This is a genomic window from Lutispora thermophila DSM 19022 (assembly GCF_900142105.1).
In the GTDB taxonomy this organism is placed as follows: Bacteria; Bacillota; Clostridia; order Lutisporales; family Lutisporaceae; genus Lutispora; species Lutispora thermophila.
In genome coordinates this window covers 162,646-179,157 of the sequence record NZ_FQZS01000006.1, presented here as the reverse complement: position 1 = coordinate 179,157, position 16,512 = coordinate 162,646, and the positions used below count along the sequence as shown (strand labels likewise).

Annotated in this window: 13 protein-coding genes; 3 read left to right on the top strand and 10 right to left on the bottom strand. The window is 34.8% G+C overall.

Annotated elements, in window-relative coordinates; translation table 11 throughout:
- Positions 1-9: 9 nt before the first annotated feature.
- The 4 genes from BUB48_RS05200 to BUB48_RS17530 all read right to left on the bottom strand — a co-directional run bounded on the left by BUB48_RS05200 (position 10) and on the right by BUB48_RS17530 (position 3,621).
- The gene (locus BUB48_RS05200; protein ID WP_073025186.1) at positions 10-1,104 is read right to left on the bottom strand and encodes a coiled-coil domain-containing protein; all 1,095 of its coding nucleotides are present in this window, start codon (positions 1,102-1,104) and stop codon (positions 10-12) included.
- A gap of 425 nt (positions 1,105-1,529) precedes the next feature.
- Positions 1,530-2,099 carry an accessory gene regulator ArgB-like protein gene (locus BUB48_RS05195; RefSeq protein WP_073025185.1) on the bottom strand — a complete coding sequence of 190 codons (570 nt, stop codon included), beginning with the start codon at positions 2,097-2,099 and terminating at the stop codon, positions 1,530-1,532.
- A complete protein-coding gene (locus tag BUB48_RS05190) occupies positions 2,062-3,435 on the bottom strand; it encodes a sensor histidine kinase (protein WP_073025184.1) in 1,374 nt (457 codons plus the stop codon). The genes BUB48_RS05195 and BUB48_RS05190 overlap by 38 nt, the downstream gene beginning before the upstream one ends.
- A 42-nt stretch (positions 3,436-3,477) precedes the next feature.
- Positions 3,478-3,621, bottom strand: a complete 144-nt coding sequence (locus BUB48_RS17530) for an AgrD family cyclic lactone autoinducer peptide (protein ID WP_084524381.1) — start codon at positions 3,619-3,621, stop codon at positions 3,478-3,480.
- A gap of 332 nt (positions 3,622-3,953) precedes the next feature.
- On the opposite strand from BUB48_RS17530, the gene nifJ reads away from it, so the two are divergent.
- Positions 3,954-7,478, top strand: a complete 3,525-nt coding sequence (nifJ, locus tag BUB48_RS05185) for a pyruvate:ferredoxin (flavodoxin) oxidoreductase (protein ID WP_073025183.1) — start codon at positions 3,954-3,956, stop codon at positions 7,476-7,478.
- A 31-nt stretch (positions 7,479-7,509) separates the two neighbouring features.
- Here nifJ and BUB48_RS05180 read toward each other — a convergent pair whose 3' ends face one another.
- Positions 7,510-7,680 carry a CDIF630_02480 family spore surface protein gene (locus tag BUB48_RS05180; protein ID WP_073025182.1) on the bottom strand — a complete coding sequence of 57 codons (171 nt, stop codon included), beginning with the start codon at positions 7,678-7,680 and terminating at the stop codon, positions 7,510-7,512.
- A gap of 264 nt (positions 7,681-7,944) precedes the next feature.
- Between BUB48_RS05180 and BUB48_RS05175 the strand changes: the two genes are divergently transcribed.
- Positions 7,945-9,318: a uracil-xanthine permease family protein gene (locus BUB48_RS05175; RefSeq protein WP_073025181.1), complete on the top strand. Its 1,374-nt coding sequence runs from the start codon at positions 7,945-7,947 to the stop codon at positions 9,316-9,318.
- 86 nt (positions 9,319-9,404) lie between these two features.
- Here the strand turns inward: BUB48_RS05175 and BUB48_RS05170 are convergent, their stop codons facing one another.
- Both BUB48_RS05170 and BUB48_RS05165 read right to left on the bottom strand, forming a co-directional pair.
- Positions 9,405-10,793, bottom strand: a complete 1,389-nt coding sequence (locus tag BUB48_RS05170) for a radical SAM protein (RefSeq protein WP_073025180.1) — start codon at positions 10,791-10,793, stop codon at positions 9,405-9,407.
- Between the two features lie 207 nt (positions 10,794-11,000).
- The gene (locus tag BUB48_RS05165; RefSeq protein ID WP_073025179.1) at positions 11,001-11,555 is read right to left on the bottom strand and encodes a TetR/AcrR family transcriptional regulator C-terminal domain-containing protein; all 555 of its coding nucleotides are present in this window, start codon (positions 11,553-11,555) and stop codon (positions 11,001-11,003) included.
- 182 nt (positions 11,556-11,737) lie between these two features.
- Here BUB48_RS05165 and BUB48_RS05160 point away from each other — a divergent pair, with 182 nt between their 5' ends.
- Positions 11,738-12,814 (top strand): UvrB/UvrC motif-containing protein, encoded by a 1,077-nt coding sequence (locus BUB48_RS05160; protein WP_073025178.1) that lies wholly within the window; start codon positions 11,738-11,740, stop codon positions 12,812-12,814.
- A gap of 44 nt (positions 12,815-12,858) precedes the next feature.
- Here the strand turns inward: BUB48_RS05160 and BUB48_RS05155 are convergent, their stop codons facing one another.
- The 3 genes from BUB48_RS05155 to BUB48_RS05145 form a co-directional block, all read right to left on the bottom strand.
- Positions 12,859-13,905: an HD-GYP domain-containing protein gene (locus BUB48_RS05155; protein ID WP_073025177.1), complete on the bottom strand. Its 1,047-nt coding sequence runs from the start codon at positions 13,903-13,905 to the stop codon at positions 12,859-12,861.
- A 601-nt stretch (positions 13,906-14,506) separates the two neighbouring features.
- Positions 14,507-15,328 carry an EFR1 family ferrodoxin gene (locus BUB48_RS05150; RefSeq protein WP_073025176.1) on the bottom strand — a complete coding sequence of 274 codons (822 nt, stop codon included), beginning with the start codon at positions 15,326-15,328 and terminating at the stop codon, positions 14,507-14,509.
- A 59-nt stretch (positions 15,329-15,387) separates the two neighbouring features.
- Positions 15,388-16,392: an aldo/keto reductase gene (locus tag BUB48_RS05145; protein ID WP_073025175.1), complete on the bottom strand. Its 1,005-nt coding sequence runs from the start codon at positions 16,390-16,392 to the stop codon at positions 15,388-15,390.
- Positions 16,393-16,512 lie beyond the last annotated feature (120 nt).

The following is a 16,512-nucleotide window of genomic DNA, read 5'->3' as shown; positions in this document are numbered from 1 at the left end:
TGGATCATTCTAGAATAGACTCCAGCCAATAATAAGTTCCATGAAATCTTCTCCTATTTTAACAGATTTGATAGTGGCGTTATTGCCTAGGTAAGGCAAAAGATCCAAAACCATCTGTCTATCTTTAAAAAGCTCCTCTATTGAACCATTCTCAAGCTTCATATCATAAAAACTGCCTTCTTCTGCTTGGAAAATCAAGGTATGCTCACCATCTATAATAAATTTGCCACTCAAATTTAGATTCCATTTTGGCAGCTCAATGCGGATTTTTTCAGACTGAAAATCGATAACCATTTCTTCTAAATCTGCTTCCTTTGAAATAATATCATTAATCGTATCTTCCTTTATAACGCTTTTTATTCCGTTTGCTGAAAAAGACAGATTCAACTCCTCTGGAGATATATTGCTTTCGTTCACTATCTTAGAAAAGTTCTCAGCAATTTTTGAAAACATTGTTTTTGCTTCATCCCATGCAATCTGCATACTTGTCAAATAATCCCTATAATATTCCTTTTCTTCTCCTAAGCTGGATATAAGCTCCTCCAAATCAACCTTAAGTGTGTTTGCCTTTTCCAGAGCCTCGTCCAACTCTCTCTGCCTGTCCTCCAGCAGTTGAATATTATACTTAAGCTTATCTTTATTATCCATAAGTTTGTTTTTGCTCTCTTCTACTTTATCTAGCAATTCTCCCGTATTTCTTGCAAGATCTCGCAGTATATTGATTCTTCTTATTAATGAACTTAAGCTATCTGATTCCAGTATTATGCCTATATAGGAAACAGGACCCATTCTTTGATAACTCTTCAATACCTGCTCCAATCCATTCTGTTTTGCTTTGTACTCTTCTTCCTGTAAAGAAATTTCGTTTTCCAGTGTCTTAATATCATCGTTTATCTCAGCAATTTCCTGGGCAATCCTTTCCTCTTCACTTTCCATTACATCAATTTCTTGTATAATTATAAAAAACTGTTCCAACACCTTTTTTTCTTCAACAGTAATTCCATCTAACTTTTCTTGCACTGTAGCAAAGGGATCAGCTTGCCCCGTTATTGCATTTGCAAATATAGAAATTATCAAAACCATAACCAATAAATATGATTTCATTTTATGCATTACCCCCTCTTCTACATGCCTCATGATTTGATTATAGCACTCACATTTTAATTGAGCAATGTGACCTATCAGTCATTTCAAATACACCTCATGTTTAATAGCTCTTGCAATATTTATCTCTCACACCAAAATATCATGATATGGCATATAAAAAGTTGTGCAGCTATCTGTATTATATCCTTGGACTCCAAAGCATCATTTTGTTTTGTTAATCTCATATAAATAAAAGAAAGTCCTCCTTTGGAAGCATTTAAAACAACCAAAGAAGCCTTTCTTTAAATGCCTTTAACGAAAAGTTAAATTAAGTAAATTTATACTTTCTAAGCATTAAAAAACTGAAAGTATAATAACTTTCAGCTTATTGTAATCTATTTTTCCATTTTTTTATAACAGTAACAATATCCATATAAACCACATTAATTATACACATACTTTTTCTTTATATATCCCAATATTAAAGAAATTGATTCCGCAAGTATTGTAAATAATGCAATATTTGAATATATCTCTGACATTTTGATGCCAATTATACCTAGTAGGATAACGACAAAAATGGATAAGTGCTTTAATTTTTTTCTTCTTTGTTGGTTGATGACTGGCTTGTTTGGATGGTCAACAGGAGAAAATATGTAAGCTATAATAATTGAAAAAATTATAATTGCGATTTTTACATATACCGGAATGATTATGGATATTCCCAAAAAAATACTTGATCCTAGAAATAGCAGGGATGATAGAAAGCACCTCCAGTAAGTCTCTTCGTGATGTCCTCCCGCAAAAACTCTTATTATAGAAAAGAATAAAAATGCCGTCAAAAATTCCTTTGTTAAAGAAAGTGAAGCAAAAAGCAATATGTATATAATTGTTTTGGAAGCTTCGCTAAGCAAACACTCAAATCCAAACTTAATCTTTATTAATTGCAAATCAGTTAAATTAGGTACATTATTCTTAATATGCATGGTTAACCAATTGGCTATATTGCTCATAACATTCATCCTTTATGGGAAATCTCAATATAAACTCGGTTTCTTCATCGCTGCTTATAACTTCAATATTTCCATTATATTTTTTTAACATGCTCTTTACAATGTATAAGCCCAAACCATGTTCAGCTTTTTGCTTCTTTGTTGAGAAACCATTGTCAAATATTTTGTCAATTATGGCTTCAGGTATTTTGGGACCGTTGTTGGCTATGGATATATGATACTCATTATTCTCTACATATGTACACATTGATACAGCCTTATTATCCTTTTTTTCTGATGATATCAAAGATTCAAAGGCATTGTCGATAATGTTGCTGATTATGCTTATAAGGTCATTATCCTTTATATCCAAAATACTTAATGGAACTTCAATATCTACGTCAAAATTTATGCTATTTTCATAAGCATAATTGCTCTTAACAACAAGAAGTCCATCAATATATACATTCCCTGTCTCAAATATTTTATATGATGTCTTTAATCCACTAGTAAGGCCATTGATATATTTCTTTATTCTTTCAAGAGCATCAGGTTTGTTAATTACACAAATAGCATGTATGGCATTCAAATGATTGGCAAAGTCATGCTTTTCTCTTCTTACAATGTTTATCATAGTTTCGAGATTATTTATGTACTCAGCTTGTAAAGTGAATTTTTGTTGTATATTCAAAAGCTTTACTCTATCTTGAAAATCAAGGATTCCAAATGTAATATATATTAAAAAAATAATAAATAACAATACCTCATATTTAAGCAAATCATCAAGATTATCAATCATAAAATTAAAACTCAGTATAAAAACACACATCATATAAATGCCTAAAACTGAATAATTAACAAGACCAGTACTTAACTTCCTATCTGAAGGTTTAATTACTGGCTTAAGTTTACTATTAAAAGCTACCAGAGCTATTATCATTTGAACAGTTTTAACTATTATGGAAAAAATCATTTTTATAGAAGGATAATTTATAATATCATTCATACTTATATCGAAGAATACGCCTGCTAAAATAACAATAATGTATTCTGAAATAGCAATTACAACACCGGCAAAACCAACCGCTAGCACAGATATAAACATATTATTTCTAAATATTACACTAAGCATTATACCCATAGAAGTTGACAATATTAGAGTATGATAGCCGAAAGGAAAACTGAGTGTTATCCAAAAAGAAAAAACTGTATATATGCAAATAAATAGCAAAATCTTAAGCTTATTTTCCTTCACATATGTCTTTCTATCGTTGATAGTAATCGAAGAACTCATTAAAAAAACGTATATTCCTTCTAATATTGCAAATAACACCTCATTTATAATGAGCTGGATCATATAAAAGCCCTCCATTATTGGCAAAATAAGGGGAAAACCCCCTTATTTTAGCAATTCTTCCGGACACTTAACCTGCTGAGATAATATCAATGTTGTTGCGGAAGCTGAAGTGGTACCAACAAATAGTGCAAATAAAGCCAGTATGGATAGGGATTTGCTGCGAACAAGACTAACTATTTTTTTCATAGTAACCCTCCTTTCACAATAAACAACTATTCATGCCTGTCCAAATTTAAGCCAATATGCTATTGTGAGAACCTGTAACATATTTCTTAAATTTGTGCTTATACTTGCTATTATTTGGAGTACTCATTTTTCAGCCGACTCATTGCATAAATTACAAAATTCTCCCAATATTTAATTTCATAATAACAGAATGTTTATAATTAATCAATATGTATTTAAATGTATTAAAAATTTATTGACTCCGATACTTTGATTAATCATGTATCAAATATTCAAAAAATCGAACAATATATCTATATACGGAAACAAAATAGTAAGAGAGGGAGAAAGCAATGACAAAAAAAATGAAAACTATGGATGGGAATCAGGCGGCTGCCCATATATCCTACGCTTTTACAGATGTGGCTGCAATTTTCCCTATTACCCCATCTACTCCTATGGCAGAAGGAGCAGATGAATGGGCTGCCCATGGTAAAAAGAACATATTCGGTCAACCGGTGAGAGTGGTAGAAATGCAGTCTGAAGCCGGTGCCGCAGGAGCTGTCCACGGCTCATTGCAGGCAGGAGCATTAACAACTACATATACTGCATCTCAAGGTCTATTGCTAATGATACCTAATATGTATAAAATGGCTGGTGAATTACTACCGGCAGTATTTCATGTAAGCGCTCGTGCCATAGCAACCCATGCTTTGTCCATTTTTGGAGATCATCAGGATGTGATGGCAACAAGGCAAACAGGTTTTGCCCTTCTGGCATCTAGCAGCGTTCAGGAAATAATTGATTTGGCGGGTGTTGCCCATCTAGCAGCAATAAAATCCAGAGTTCCTTTCCTTCATTTCTTTGATGGATTTAGAACCTCCCATGAATATCAAAAGGTTGAAGTCTTAGAATATGAAGAGTTGGAAAAACTCTTGGATTACGAAGCTTTAAAGGCTTTTAGAGACAGATCTCTTAACCCTGAGCATCCAGTGGCAAGAGGTACGGCTCAGAACCCTGACATCTATTTTCAAGGCAGAGAAGCCGCCAATCCATTCTATGAAAAAGTGCCAGATATAGTTAATAGCTACATGATTGAAATAAACAAGCTAACCGGAAGAAGCTATAAACCATTCAACTACTACGGAGCTGAGGATGCAGAGTATGTAATTGTAGCCATGGGCTCAGTCTGCGACACTATTGAGGAAACAATAGATTACCTGTTAAATAAAGGCGAAAAAGTTGGAATGATACAGGTACATCTATATCGCCCATTTTCATCAAAATATTTCTTCAATGTGTTGCCTTCCACAGTAAAAAGGATAGCTGTTCTCGACAGGACAAAGGAACCTGGATCCACAGGCGAACCATTATACCTCGACGTGAAGAGCCTTTTCTACGGCAAGACTAACCAACCCTTGATAGTAGGCGGAAGATATGGCTTAGGTTCCAAAGACACAAGACCTTCACAGATTATCGCTGTATATAAAAATCTGATGAGAGATGAACCAAAGGACGGTTTTACCATAGGCATAGTGGATGATGTAACGAATACTTCCCTCCCGGAAGAGGATATTGTTGACACCACTCCAGAAGGCACTATTCAATGTAAGTTCTGGGGTTTGGGATCTGACGGCACTGTTGGAGCAAATAAGTCTGCTGTTAAGATCATAGGCGATCATACAAATCTATATGCTCAGGCCTATTTCTCCTATGACAGCAAGAAATCAGGCGGCTCAACCATATCCCATCTTCGTTTCGGGAAAAAACCTATTAAATCTTCATATTTGATATATAACGCTGATTACATCGCTTGCCACAATAAATCCTATGTAAATCATTTTGATTTGCTTAAAGGCATTAAAAAAGGAGGTACCTTTGTATTAAATTGTCCATGGACCGTTGAAGAATTGGATGAAAAACTGCCTGCCTCTTTAAAGAGAAGCATAGCACAAAATGATGTGAAGTTCTACATCATTGATGCTATGAAAATCGCCAGAGAAATAGGCCTAGGCAACAGAATCAACATGATTATGCAGGCTGCTTTCTTCAAACTGGCCAATGTTATTCCTGTTGAAGATGCTGTAAAGTATCTGAAACAAAGTATAGAAGATATGTACGGCAAAAAGGGCGAAAAAATTGTTGAGATGAACAACAGAGCTGTAGATGAAGGCATTAAAGGCTTAATAAAAGTTGATGTTCCATCTCACTGGTCTCAGGCTCATGATGAACATCTACCCGTCAAAGAAGAACCCGATTTTGTTAAAAACATACAAAGACCCATGGCAAGGCATGAAGGTGATGAGTTGCCTGTCAGTTTCTTCAAGGGCATGGAGGATGGAACCTATCCCCTTGGAACCACAGCTTATGAAAAGAGAGGCATAGCTCCTATGATTCCACAATGGCAAACAGAAAAATGCATTCAGTGCAACCAGTGCTCTTTCATCTGTCCTCATGCCACAGTAAGACCTTTCCTTTTGGATGAAGATGAAAAATCCAAGGCACCTCACAGCTTTGAAACAAAGAAAGCTGTAGGAAAGGGAGTTGATGGATTGCATTATCGTATTCAAGTAAGCCCCCTTGATTGCACCGGCTGCGGCAACTGTGCAGATGTATGTCCTGCTCCTGAAAAGGCTTTGGTAATGGTAGACGCAGAAGAGGAAATTGTAAGACAAGAGGAAAACTGGGAGTTCGCCATGACTCTTCGCGACAAGTCTCACTTATTGGATAAAGGAACAGTTAAAAACAGTCAATTTGCCAGACCTTTGCTTGAGTTCTCGGGAGCTTGTGCAGGCTGTGGAGAAACAGCCTATGTGAAACTTATAACCCAACTATATGGGGACAGGATGATGATTGCTAATGCTACAGGTTGCTCTTCAATATGGGGCGCCAGCGCTCCTTCCATAGCCTATAGTACTACAGCAGAAGGCAAAGGTCCTGCCTGGTCAAACTCATTGTTTGAAGATAACGCAGAATATGGTTTTGGAATGGCTATAGCCGTAAGACAAATGAGAGAAAAATTGGGCCAATTGATGAGACTTGGTCTGGAATCGGATCTGGACGATGAATGTAAAGCTGCCTTTAGGGAATGGCTCGACAACATGGATGATGGCGATGGTTCCAAAAAAGCTTCCCTGAGACTTCTTGAAACTTTGAAAAAGCATAATCATAATAGTCATCCTATTGTAAGAGAAATACTGGAAAGAAAGGATTATCTCATAAAGAAATCCATATGGATTATTGGAGGTGACGGCTGGGCTTACGACATAGGCTATGGTGGTGTAGATCAGGTATTGGCCATGGGTGAAGATGTCAATCTTCTGGTATTGGATACAGAAATCTACTCCAACACCGGTGGCCAGTCATCCAAGTCTACTCCAACAGCTGCTGTTGCAAAGTTTGCTGCTGCAGGCAAAAGAATCAGGAAGAAAGATTTAGGTATGATGGCCATGAGCTATGGTTATGTCTATGTGGCTCAGATAGCTCTTGGAGCAAACATGAACCATGCGATAAAGACCATTATAGAAGCAGAAAACTATAAAGGTCCTTCTCTCATAATAGCCTATGCTCCTTGCATAAGCCACGGCATAAAAACAGGCATGGGAACCAGCGTTGCCCAAGAAAAGAAAGCCGTTGAAGCAGGTTATTGGCATCTCTACAGATACAACCCTATGCTTAGGAAGGAAGGCAAAAATCCATTTATTTTAGACTCCAAAGAACCTGAAGCCTCCTTTAGAAAGTTTATAGAGGGAGAAATAAGATATTCACAGATCATGAATGTCTTCCCTGATGTGGCTGATGAATTGTTCAGCAAAGCAGAAGAACATGCCAGAGAAAGATATGAAACCTATAAAAGATTGTCTGAAATGAAGTACTAAGCATAAAAGAAAGGAGCATTGCTCCTTTCTTTTATTTCTGATTGCTGTCCACCCATTCTTTGGCATTTTTTACTTGTTCATAATTAGGTATCGGAACTCTTGATTCAGGAGATTGAAATCTATCAATATTTGCCCAGGCTGCCGTGTTTTGCTCTTCAATAGGCAGGCCCATCTGCTTTTCTTTTCTCTTGTTTTCAGACATAATATCACCTCTTTATTATTATCTTCAAAAGAATCAAAAGTATTAAAGTTTAAAGTTGACAAAATATTATCCTTATGTTTTAATTATAAAAGTAAAAAAAATCTTTAAACTAGGTACAGAGATACCAGTAAGATTTGTCATATTCAGCTGTGGTTAATAATTATACCTAAGCTGGCAATGTATGATTATGATCTTGCTGTGTGCGAGATTTTTTTTTACGCTTTTTTAAGTCACACGAATCATACATTTATAGGAGGTATCATTATGACTACAAACAAAGTATTAGGTTACTTACCAGATGAAAGACCACCTTTCTTTGAGCTAATCTTATTTGCACTACAGCAGATTGTGGTAATGTTTCCAGCCACAGTTCTTGTTGCCTTGATAACAGGCTTTCATGTATCAACTACCATTTTTGCAAGCGGTTTGGCAACTTTAGGTTTTATACTCGTTACTGGAAAGCAAATTCCACTTTATTATGGATCAAGCTTCTCCTATATCGCAGCAATAGCTTCCATAATGAGCGCCGAAGCATTTGCAGGATATTCCCTTAATGACAAAATATCAATTGCACAGTTTGGGATTATAATGTCCGGCTTGGTATCAATAGCAGCAGGACTGATAATAAGAAAAAGCGGAAAAAAAGCCATAGATAAGGTACTTCCTCCTACAGTAACGGGAAGCATCGCAATTATAATAGGTTTATCATTATCAGCAAATGCATTGGCTGATGCTTCTTCCATACCCCAGAACATTCCAGAAGCAAGTCAAGCAATTGCGACAAATTGGGCATGGGTTATCGCTATAGTAACATTATTCTCAACCATACTGTACTCGGTTTATTTAAGAGGAAAACTTAGTCAGCTTCCGATACTATTCGGTCTCATGACTGGGTATGTATCAGCACTCATAATAGGTGCAGCAACTGGTATACCATTTGTTAACTTTAACACCATAGCTTCAAATAGCATTATCAGCTTACCCATATTCACATTTCCTAAGCCTACATGGCAAGCTGTCATTGCAATAATGCCCATTGCTATTGCAACCGTTCCTGAGTCAACCGCTCATATTTACCAACTTGATGTATATGTGAATGATTTGGCTAAAAAGAAAGGTTCTAACAAGAGATACGATTTAGATAGCAAGCTGGGATTGAATCTTATAGGTGATGGCATAGGAGATATCATATCTGCTTTAATAGGTGGGCCTGCCGGAACAAATTACGGAGAAAACATAAGTGCCATGGCAATTTCCAAGAATTTCTCTGTATCAGTTCTTATTGCTGCCTCAATAATAACCATGATAATATCATGCTTTACACCACTCATAAATATCGTATACTCAATACCAAAAGCTGTAATCGGCGGACTCTCCATATACCTGTTCGGTGTCATAGCGGCACAGGGCATAACAATAATGATGGATAAAAAGGTTGATATGTTCAGCGCAAAAAATCTTGCTGTCATCGCAGTAATATTGATAATAGGTCTTGGCGGAAGCTTCAACTTTGAAGGTGGTATGATTCCTGCATTTGGAATACAACTTCCTGCTCTAGCAACTGCAGCCGTTGTAGGAATAATACTAAATCTCATGCTTTCATTTGGGGACAAAGATGATTTCGATAATAACATATAGTTTATAGCAATATGGATTAGGCCTTTGGACCTAATCCATATATATTAAATACAATATCCTAATTGAATAAAAATATATCTATAAGATTATGCTAAATTCATCTTTTCATCGCTATTACATTCTGAACATTTGTGGGAGCAACTCCATAGCCTGTCAGCAACAGGTGCCCAATTCTCCGCGGCACTTTTGCATTTTGCCGATAAATCATGCACATCTTCCGGATGTTGAAAGTCAGTAGATTTTGCGCCTGATGCTTCAACCATTTGGCTTAGTCTTCCAGGGTTATCGAGAAGCGGACATGGTCTTAGATGGTTCTCATTAAATGGCTGATTATCATGATACTGCATAAATAAAGGCGATTTCAGAGCCTCAAGTAAAGTCTTCTCATAAATGCTTGAATCAGAATAGTGAATAAATGCACAAGGTTCAACATCTCCATTGGCATTTATATGCAAATAGCAACGCCCACCAGCAATACAGCCATCAACATATTGTCCATCATTCCAGAAATCCATTGTGAAAATCGGCTTAGTTTCCCTGAACTTGCGAATTTGATTATACATGTATTCCCTTTGTGAAGCACTAACCATTAATTCAGTTGCAGCGCCAACGCCTACTGGCATATATGTAAATAGCCAGGCAAATTTCGCTCCTTTATCAATCATATCATCAAAATACTCTTCACTGCCTATGACTTCTGTATTTTTACTTGTATAGCAACAAGAGATTCCAAAGGGAAGTTTTTTGCTCTTCAGTATTTCCATAGCTTTTACAACTGACTTATAGGTACCTTCACCGCGCCGTGAATCTGTCTCTTCTTCATATCCTTCTACGCTTATGGCTGGAACAAAGTTTTTGACACGAAGCATATCTTCTGCAAATTCTTCGTCAATCAAAGTACCATTAGTAAAAGCTAAAAATGCACAATCATCATGCTTTTCACAAAGCTTTATTATGTCACTCTTTCGAACCAATGGTTCTCCTCCTGAGTATATATACATGTAAACTCCTAGTTTTTTGCCTTGAGTTATTATATCATCTAATGTATCGATACTCATGCTCATTTTGTTTCCATATTCTGCAGCCCAACATCCTTTGCACTTCAGATTGCATGCTGATGTTGGATCCATGAGAATAGCCCATGGTACATTGCACTTATGCTCCTCTCGTACTTTGCTTCTCCTAATGCCTCCTAGAATTGTAGCATTTATGATAAAGTTTTCAAAAATAGTTTTTCTCACATCATTATCTATATCTGCGTAAATGCCTTTAACCAGCTTGTACCAATTATTATTCTTATCAGCTAGCACCTTTTTTACAGCTCTAAGCTGTACCTTTACCATATCATGCTTATCAAATCGTTCAATCCAATCGATCATCTTAGGTACATTGTTATCAGGATCAGAATCCAAATATGCTAGGGCTTTTTTTAATCCGAAGCTTTCTAGGTTCTCTATAATGTTTTTGTCTCTCATTACAAATCCCCCTTTGATCTGTATAAATATATTTTAGGAGATTTGCTTTATATTTTCATTTGACGAAAATATAAAATGTCAAAAATTACGACAAAAAACATTTAATGCAAATATTGTCTCAAATCCTTGTCCATGCCTATAACAATCAGAGAACTCCGGGTTATTCGAATTAAGTATTGTAGAACCATATTGAATTATGAATAAAGGTTAAGAGTCAATTTCATTAGATTCTTTTATAAGTTTATATGCCAAACCTGTAACTGCCATTTTTATCAACTCAACAAACTCTTGAGGAGTCTTTTTTGCATCTTCTAATAGCCATCTAGTTATGGATACACGGATAGCGTCAGCGAAAAAAGTTGCATAAAAGTCACTATTCTTATCATCTCGAATAATGTCCTTTAATCGAGAATGAATTATGGGATGCATCACTTCATTAAAATAATCAGAGAATGAGTTCTGACCTCTAACCCTTAACGCATTTCTATAAAATCCCCGATTCTCATAAAAGTATTCGCACATGTCTTCAATTAACTCCCATCCATTTACTTCCGATGATTCATTTATCTTTGCCACAAACTCGTTATAAAATATCCAGTTAACTAAATCATATTTATCTTTAAAATGATAATAGAAACTCTGTCGTGTCATATTGCATAATTCTGCTATATCGCTTATCTTTATTTTTTCCATAGGATGCTTAGCCATTAGTTCCTTCATCGCTGCAGATAATGCATTTTTTGTAATATGCGAATCAGGCATTTTGGTTCCCCCTTTTTATTCTCCATGATTTAATATCCACTTTAATAATTTTATCATATAGAAATAATCATCTCAATTTTCAGAAATATGTCATAGGTATAGAATTACTTCAATGCTTTAAACCAAATATGCTATAATGTTTAAAAAGCCCATCGTGGAATTTCAATATTGCGGTGATAAACATGGATATTAAAGAAAAAGTGAAAAATCTTACAACATCGCCTGGGGTATATTTAATGAGAGATTCTTTAGGCAATGTTATTTATATAGGCAAAGCGAAGAATCTAAAAAACAGAGTCCAAACTTATTTTCAAAACTCAGCAAATCATTCTTCTAAAATAGAAAAGCTTATTAAAAATCTAAAGGATTTTGACTATATCATCACAGATACAGAGCTTGAAGCTATGATTCTTGAATGCAAACTCATCAGAGAACTAAAACCAATGTATAATAGATTAATGAAAAACCCCTTGTCTTATGTCTATATTGTCATAAAAACCGATGAAGTATGTCCAAGCATAAAAATATCTAATACTCTGTTTGAAGATAAGCAAAATTTATGTTTCGGACCATATGGAAGCAAAAATACGGTTGAAAAAGCAATCCAAGGTATAAAAGAGTGTTATAAAATACTTTGTAGTAAAACATCTAAATACAACTCTCAGTGTTTGAATTATTCCCTGGGTCTGTGTATAGGAATGTGTATCAGTGACTCTTCTGTTGAATATTACAATAACGTGATTAGTAATTTTATTTCTTTTCTCAGAGGAAATGATTCAACTATAATTGAAGATATGAAGCATAATATGGAAGAAGCTGCCAAAAACCTAGATTTTGAAAAAGCAGCAAAATATAGGGATTATATCAATAGCATCAATTCATTAATAAAAAGAGAAAAAACATTAAGATTTGCTGAAAGCGACAATAACATAGTAGTAATGGAACCATTGAGCAAAGATATTGTTAAGTTATTTCTTATTAGTAATAATAAAATAATTTTTAGTAAAAAATATGCTCTTGAAAATAGAAATATGCAAAAATTACATACAATAATTAAAAATCATATATTGGCTTATTTTGGCGGCAATACAGTCTCTTCCTCTGTCACAATTGCCAAGGATGAAATAGATGAAGCTCAAATAATATTCAGCTACTTGAACTCCAGACCTGATAGTTATATAACAATCCCCCCGGATTGGCTTTATGATACCGAAAATTATCACATTGATAAAGCCATAAATAAACTGCTACATCAATAATCAAGCTCTTTGCTTTGCTATTATTTCGATCTTTATAGGCTTAATTATAATACTTCTTCTATTTTAAAGTATTTCATTTGAGATAAGTCAATATATTTTCCATTAAGGAATACTATCGGAGTTGATATTTTTTCAGGAGATATAAACACAATTTGTCCAATCTGACCATTACTCATCCTTACCAAAGTACCAATGTAATATCTGTATATATTTGATAAAAAAGTCATTAATATCCTCGTGTCAAATTTGCTATACCCGATTCTTATGATCTCCTTAAAGGCTTCAAAGGGAGTAATTCTTTTCTTATATGCTCTTTCTGAAGTTAACGCATCATACACATCAGCGACAGCTATAATCTTTGCATATTTGCTTATTTCATTTCCTCTAAGCCCACTGGGATATCCACTCCCATCTTCATTCTCATGGTGCATTAGTATTCCTTCCCTAATTTCTTCACTAAGTTGTGCAATCTCCAATGAAAGCTTATAACCAATACTGGTATGTTCTTTAATCTTTTCAAATTCTTCCGGTAATAATGAGCCTTTTTTGTTTAAAATATCAACAGGTACTTTAGCTTTGCCAATATCATGGAGAATTCCCGTCATTACAACATTTTTTATCTCTTCTTCTTCCAAGCCAAGCCATTTTGCCAGAAGAAAAGCGTATATGCCAACATTTATACTATGCTTATAGGTATATTCATCTATATCCTTTACCACATTCATGAACTCAGGCACATTTATCATATACCTGACTTCAGAATAAACTGAATCCGAAATACGCTTGATTCTTTCGTATTCCAACTTTCTCCCAGATGCCAGATCACACATCAGTTGCTTCATGTCATCAACATTCTTCTTATAATCCTTTTTTAAATGTTCAATGTATTGCTTCCGAATCTCCTTTTTATCCATTTGATGATCTTCATAAACACACAACTGTCTTATATCGAAATTATCCAATTTATTAATAATGTAATCATCAATCGCTGTATCCTTTGAAATAATTAAAAGTCCCCTATCGTCATACACATCATCTGCAAGAATGTATCCTGTCTCACATTGATCAATATGAACATATTTTTTTTTCATCTGACATCACCTTTTCTAAATAATATAAACTATTATAAAACATCAGAAGGGGTTAAAAGGTTTTATGCAGTATTTTCCTTGATTTCAACTCTGTAGTCTTGTATTCATTTGCAGCTTCCCATGGACATTCTTTATGTGAGCTCATCCGTACATCATATGTATAATATATTAAACTAACAGTATATTTATTATTTATATAATAATATCATATAATAACAAAATTTTACATAGTTCAACAATACTAAAAAAAGTCATCCTTTCAGACGACTTTTTTAGTTCTTATAAACTACATTATGCAATAATTTTTCAATTTTAAAATCTTAAATATGTTCAAGAATAAAAGAAAGGACTTCCTCCAGTTTTATGTCAAAGGCTACTGCAAACTCTTCATGTAAGCTCTTTTCAACAGCTTTCATGACTTCTTCATCTGATTTCATCAACTTTTTCCCTTAATATTAAACATGAACGCTTCTACTTGTTTCTGGTTATCATAATACTTATTTATATGTTTCCATTTTTCATAGAAGATTATGCAACTTTAGCCAGATCATTTACATAATATTATTATAGCAAATTAAATTTTAATACATGCCTCAATATCCTAAAAAATCTCAGGCTCACTTCTTCTTGTATATGTCATTTCAAGATCCTTCTTATGATACAAATATCCTTTATCATCAAAGAACTTAGCTTCTACAGGACATTTCTTTATACAGGCTCCACATTTGATACATATACCTAATATATTGCTTTGATCTTCATAACTGATGGATCCCATAGGACAAATCTTCGCACATAGGCCGCATTTATTACAATTATCATTTGTTTTAGGTTTCACTTTTAGGATATTTATGGCTGTACCATTGTTATCCTTGGGTTGATAATATGGACGTAATGATTTCTCATCCTTAAAACATAATATTTCTACAGGTTTATTATCAGATAGACAAATCCTTTTTGCTGCCTTTTCTGCCAATTCTTCAGCTAATAGCATATCTGATTCATCGGGTCTTCCTGCTGCAAGCACTTTAGAAAAAGCATGCTCTCCTACAAATGCACCGGCAGCAATTATCTCAAACCCATCATTATTTAAAATTCTAATTAACTCTTTTAAGGCATCATCATAATTTCGATTGCCGTACACAACTATTGGTATAGAACATGTGTTATCTGCTTTTATATTCTCATTTAAAAAAGACAGAAGTACATTGGGAACACGACCTGCATAGACAGGAGTTCCAAATACAACCAGATCATCTTTGCCAAATTCCAAACTACGCTTTCTTGCATCCGGAATGGTAAAATCAACAGTATCTATAGGGGCATCAATTTTTTCACTTATGGCATTGGCAACATATTCAGTAACCTTCTTTGTTGTTCCTGTAGCACTGAAGTACACTGCCCATACCTTATTTATCATCATTTAAATTCCCCCAAGCCTTAGTTAATAATTTAAAAACAACATATATTTTCTATTTTCAATCATTCAAACAGATCCTTTACAGTTTCCAACATATCTCTGATAGGTAAGTTGTAAGGGCATTTAGTCTCGCATAGTCCGCACTTGACACATTCACTTGCCTTTACAGGAAGTGTATTGAATCTTTCTTGTGCCCATTGCTGAAGATTATATCTGGTATAATAGCCCTCAAACATGAACATCATGGGAATATTTATTCCTACAGGGCAGGGTTGACAATAACCACATCTTCTGCAGAATGTATTTCCCAGTTCTCTTGCTTCTTTTAAGAGTTCCTCTCTTTCACTCTCATCTAATACAGGGTTATCAGCTGCCTTTACATTCTGCTCCAATTGCTCCATGCTGCACATTCCAGGTATGGCACAAGTTATATATTCTTTTTCCAATATGAACTTTAAAGCTCCATTTGCGTTTGTGATAGCTCCTCCAGCAAAGGGCTTCATTACAATTATGCCGATATTTTTTTCATAAGCCTTTTTAAATATCTCTTCAGCATGAGTTTCTATTGCATTGTATGGATATTGGATGGTTTCAAAAATATCATATTCAAGAGCTTTCTCAATAACTTCAATGCTATGGCTTGTTATACCTATATGCTTTATTAGTCCTTTTTCCTTGCATTCTAATAAAGCTTCCAACGCTCCACCCGGAGCCATGACTTTCTCAAAATCCTCTAATGTAGGTACATTGTGAAGCTGATATAGATCAACATAATCCGTCTTTAAGTTGTTAAGAGAAATATCTACGTCCTTTCTCATTCCTTCCTTATCCCTTGCCATGGACTTGGTAGCAAGGAACACGTTACTTCTTTTTCCAGCAAGCGCTTCACCTATTAAGCTTTCACTTACGGTATATCCTCTGGCGGTATCTATAAAATTTATGCCTAACTCTATTGCTCTCCCTATCAAGCTATTGGCATCTTCCTGATCCAATTGTTGGATCGGTATTCCTCCAAAGCTTACTCTTGATACATTCAATCCTGTTTTTCCAAGTACGCTGTACTTCAAACATATCCCTCCTGATATTCATAGGCTTTCTTGTTTTTATAATTCAATATAAACCTTTCTCATATTTATTATAATCTTATAAAGCATATAAAGCAAAAGCCCGTGTAAAGAAAAATTCAT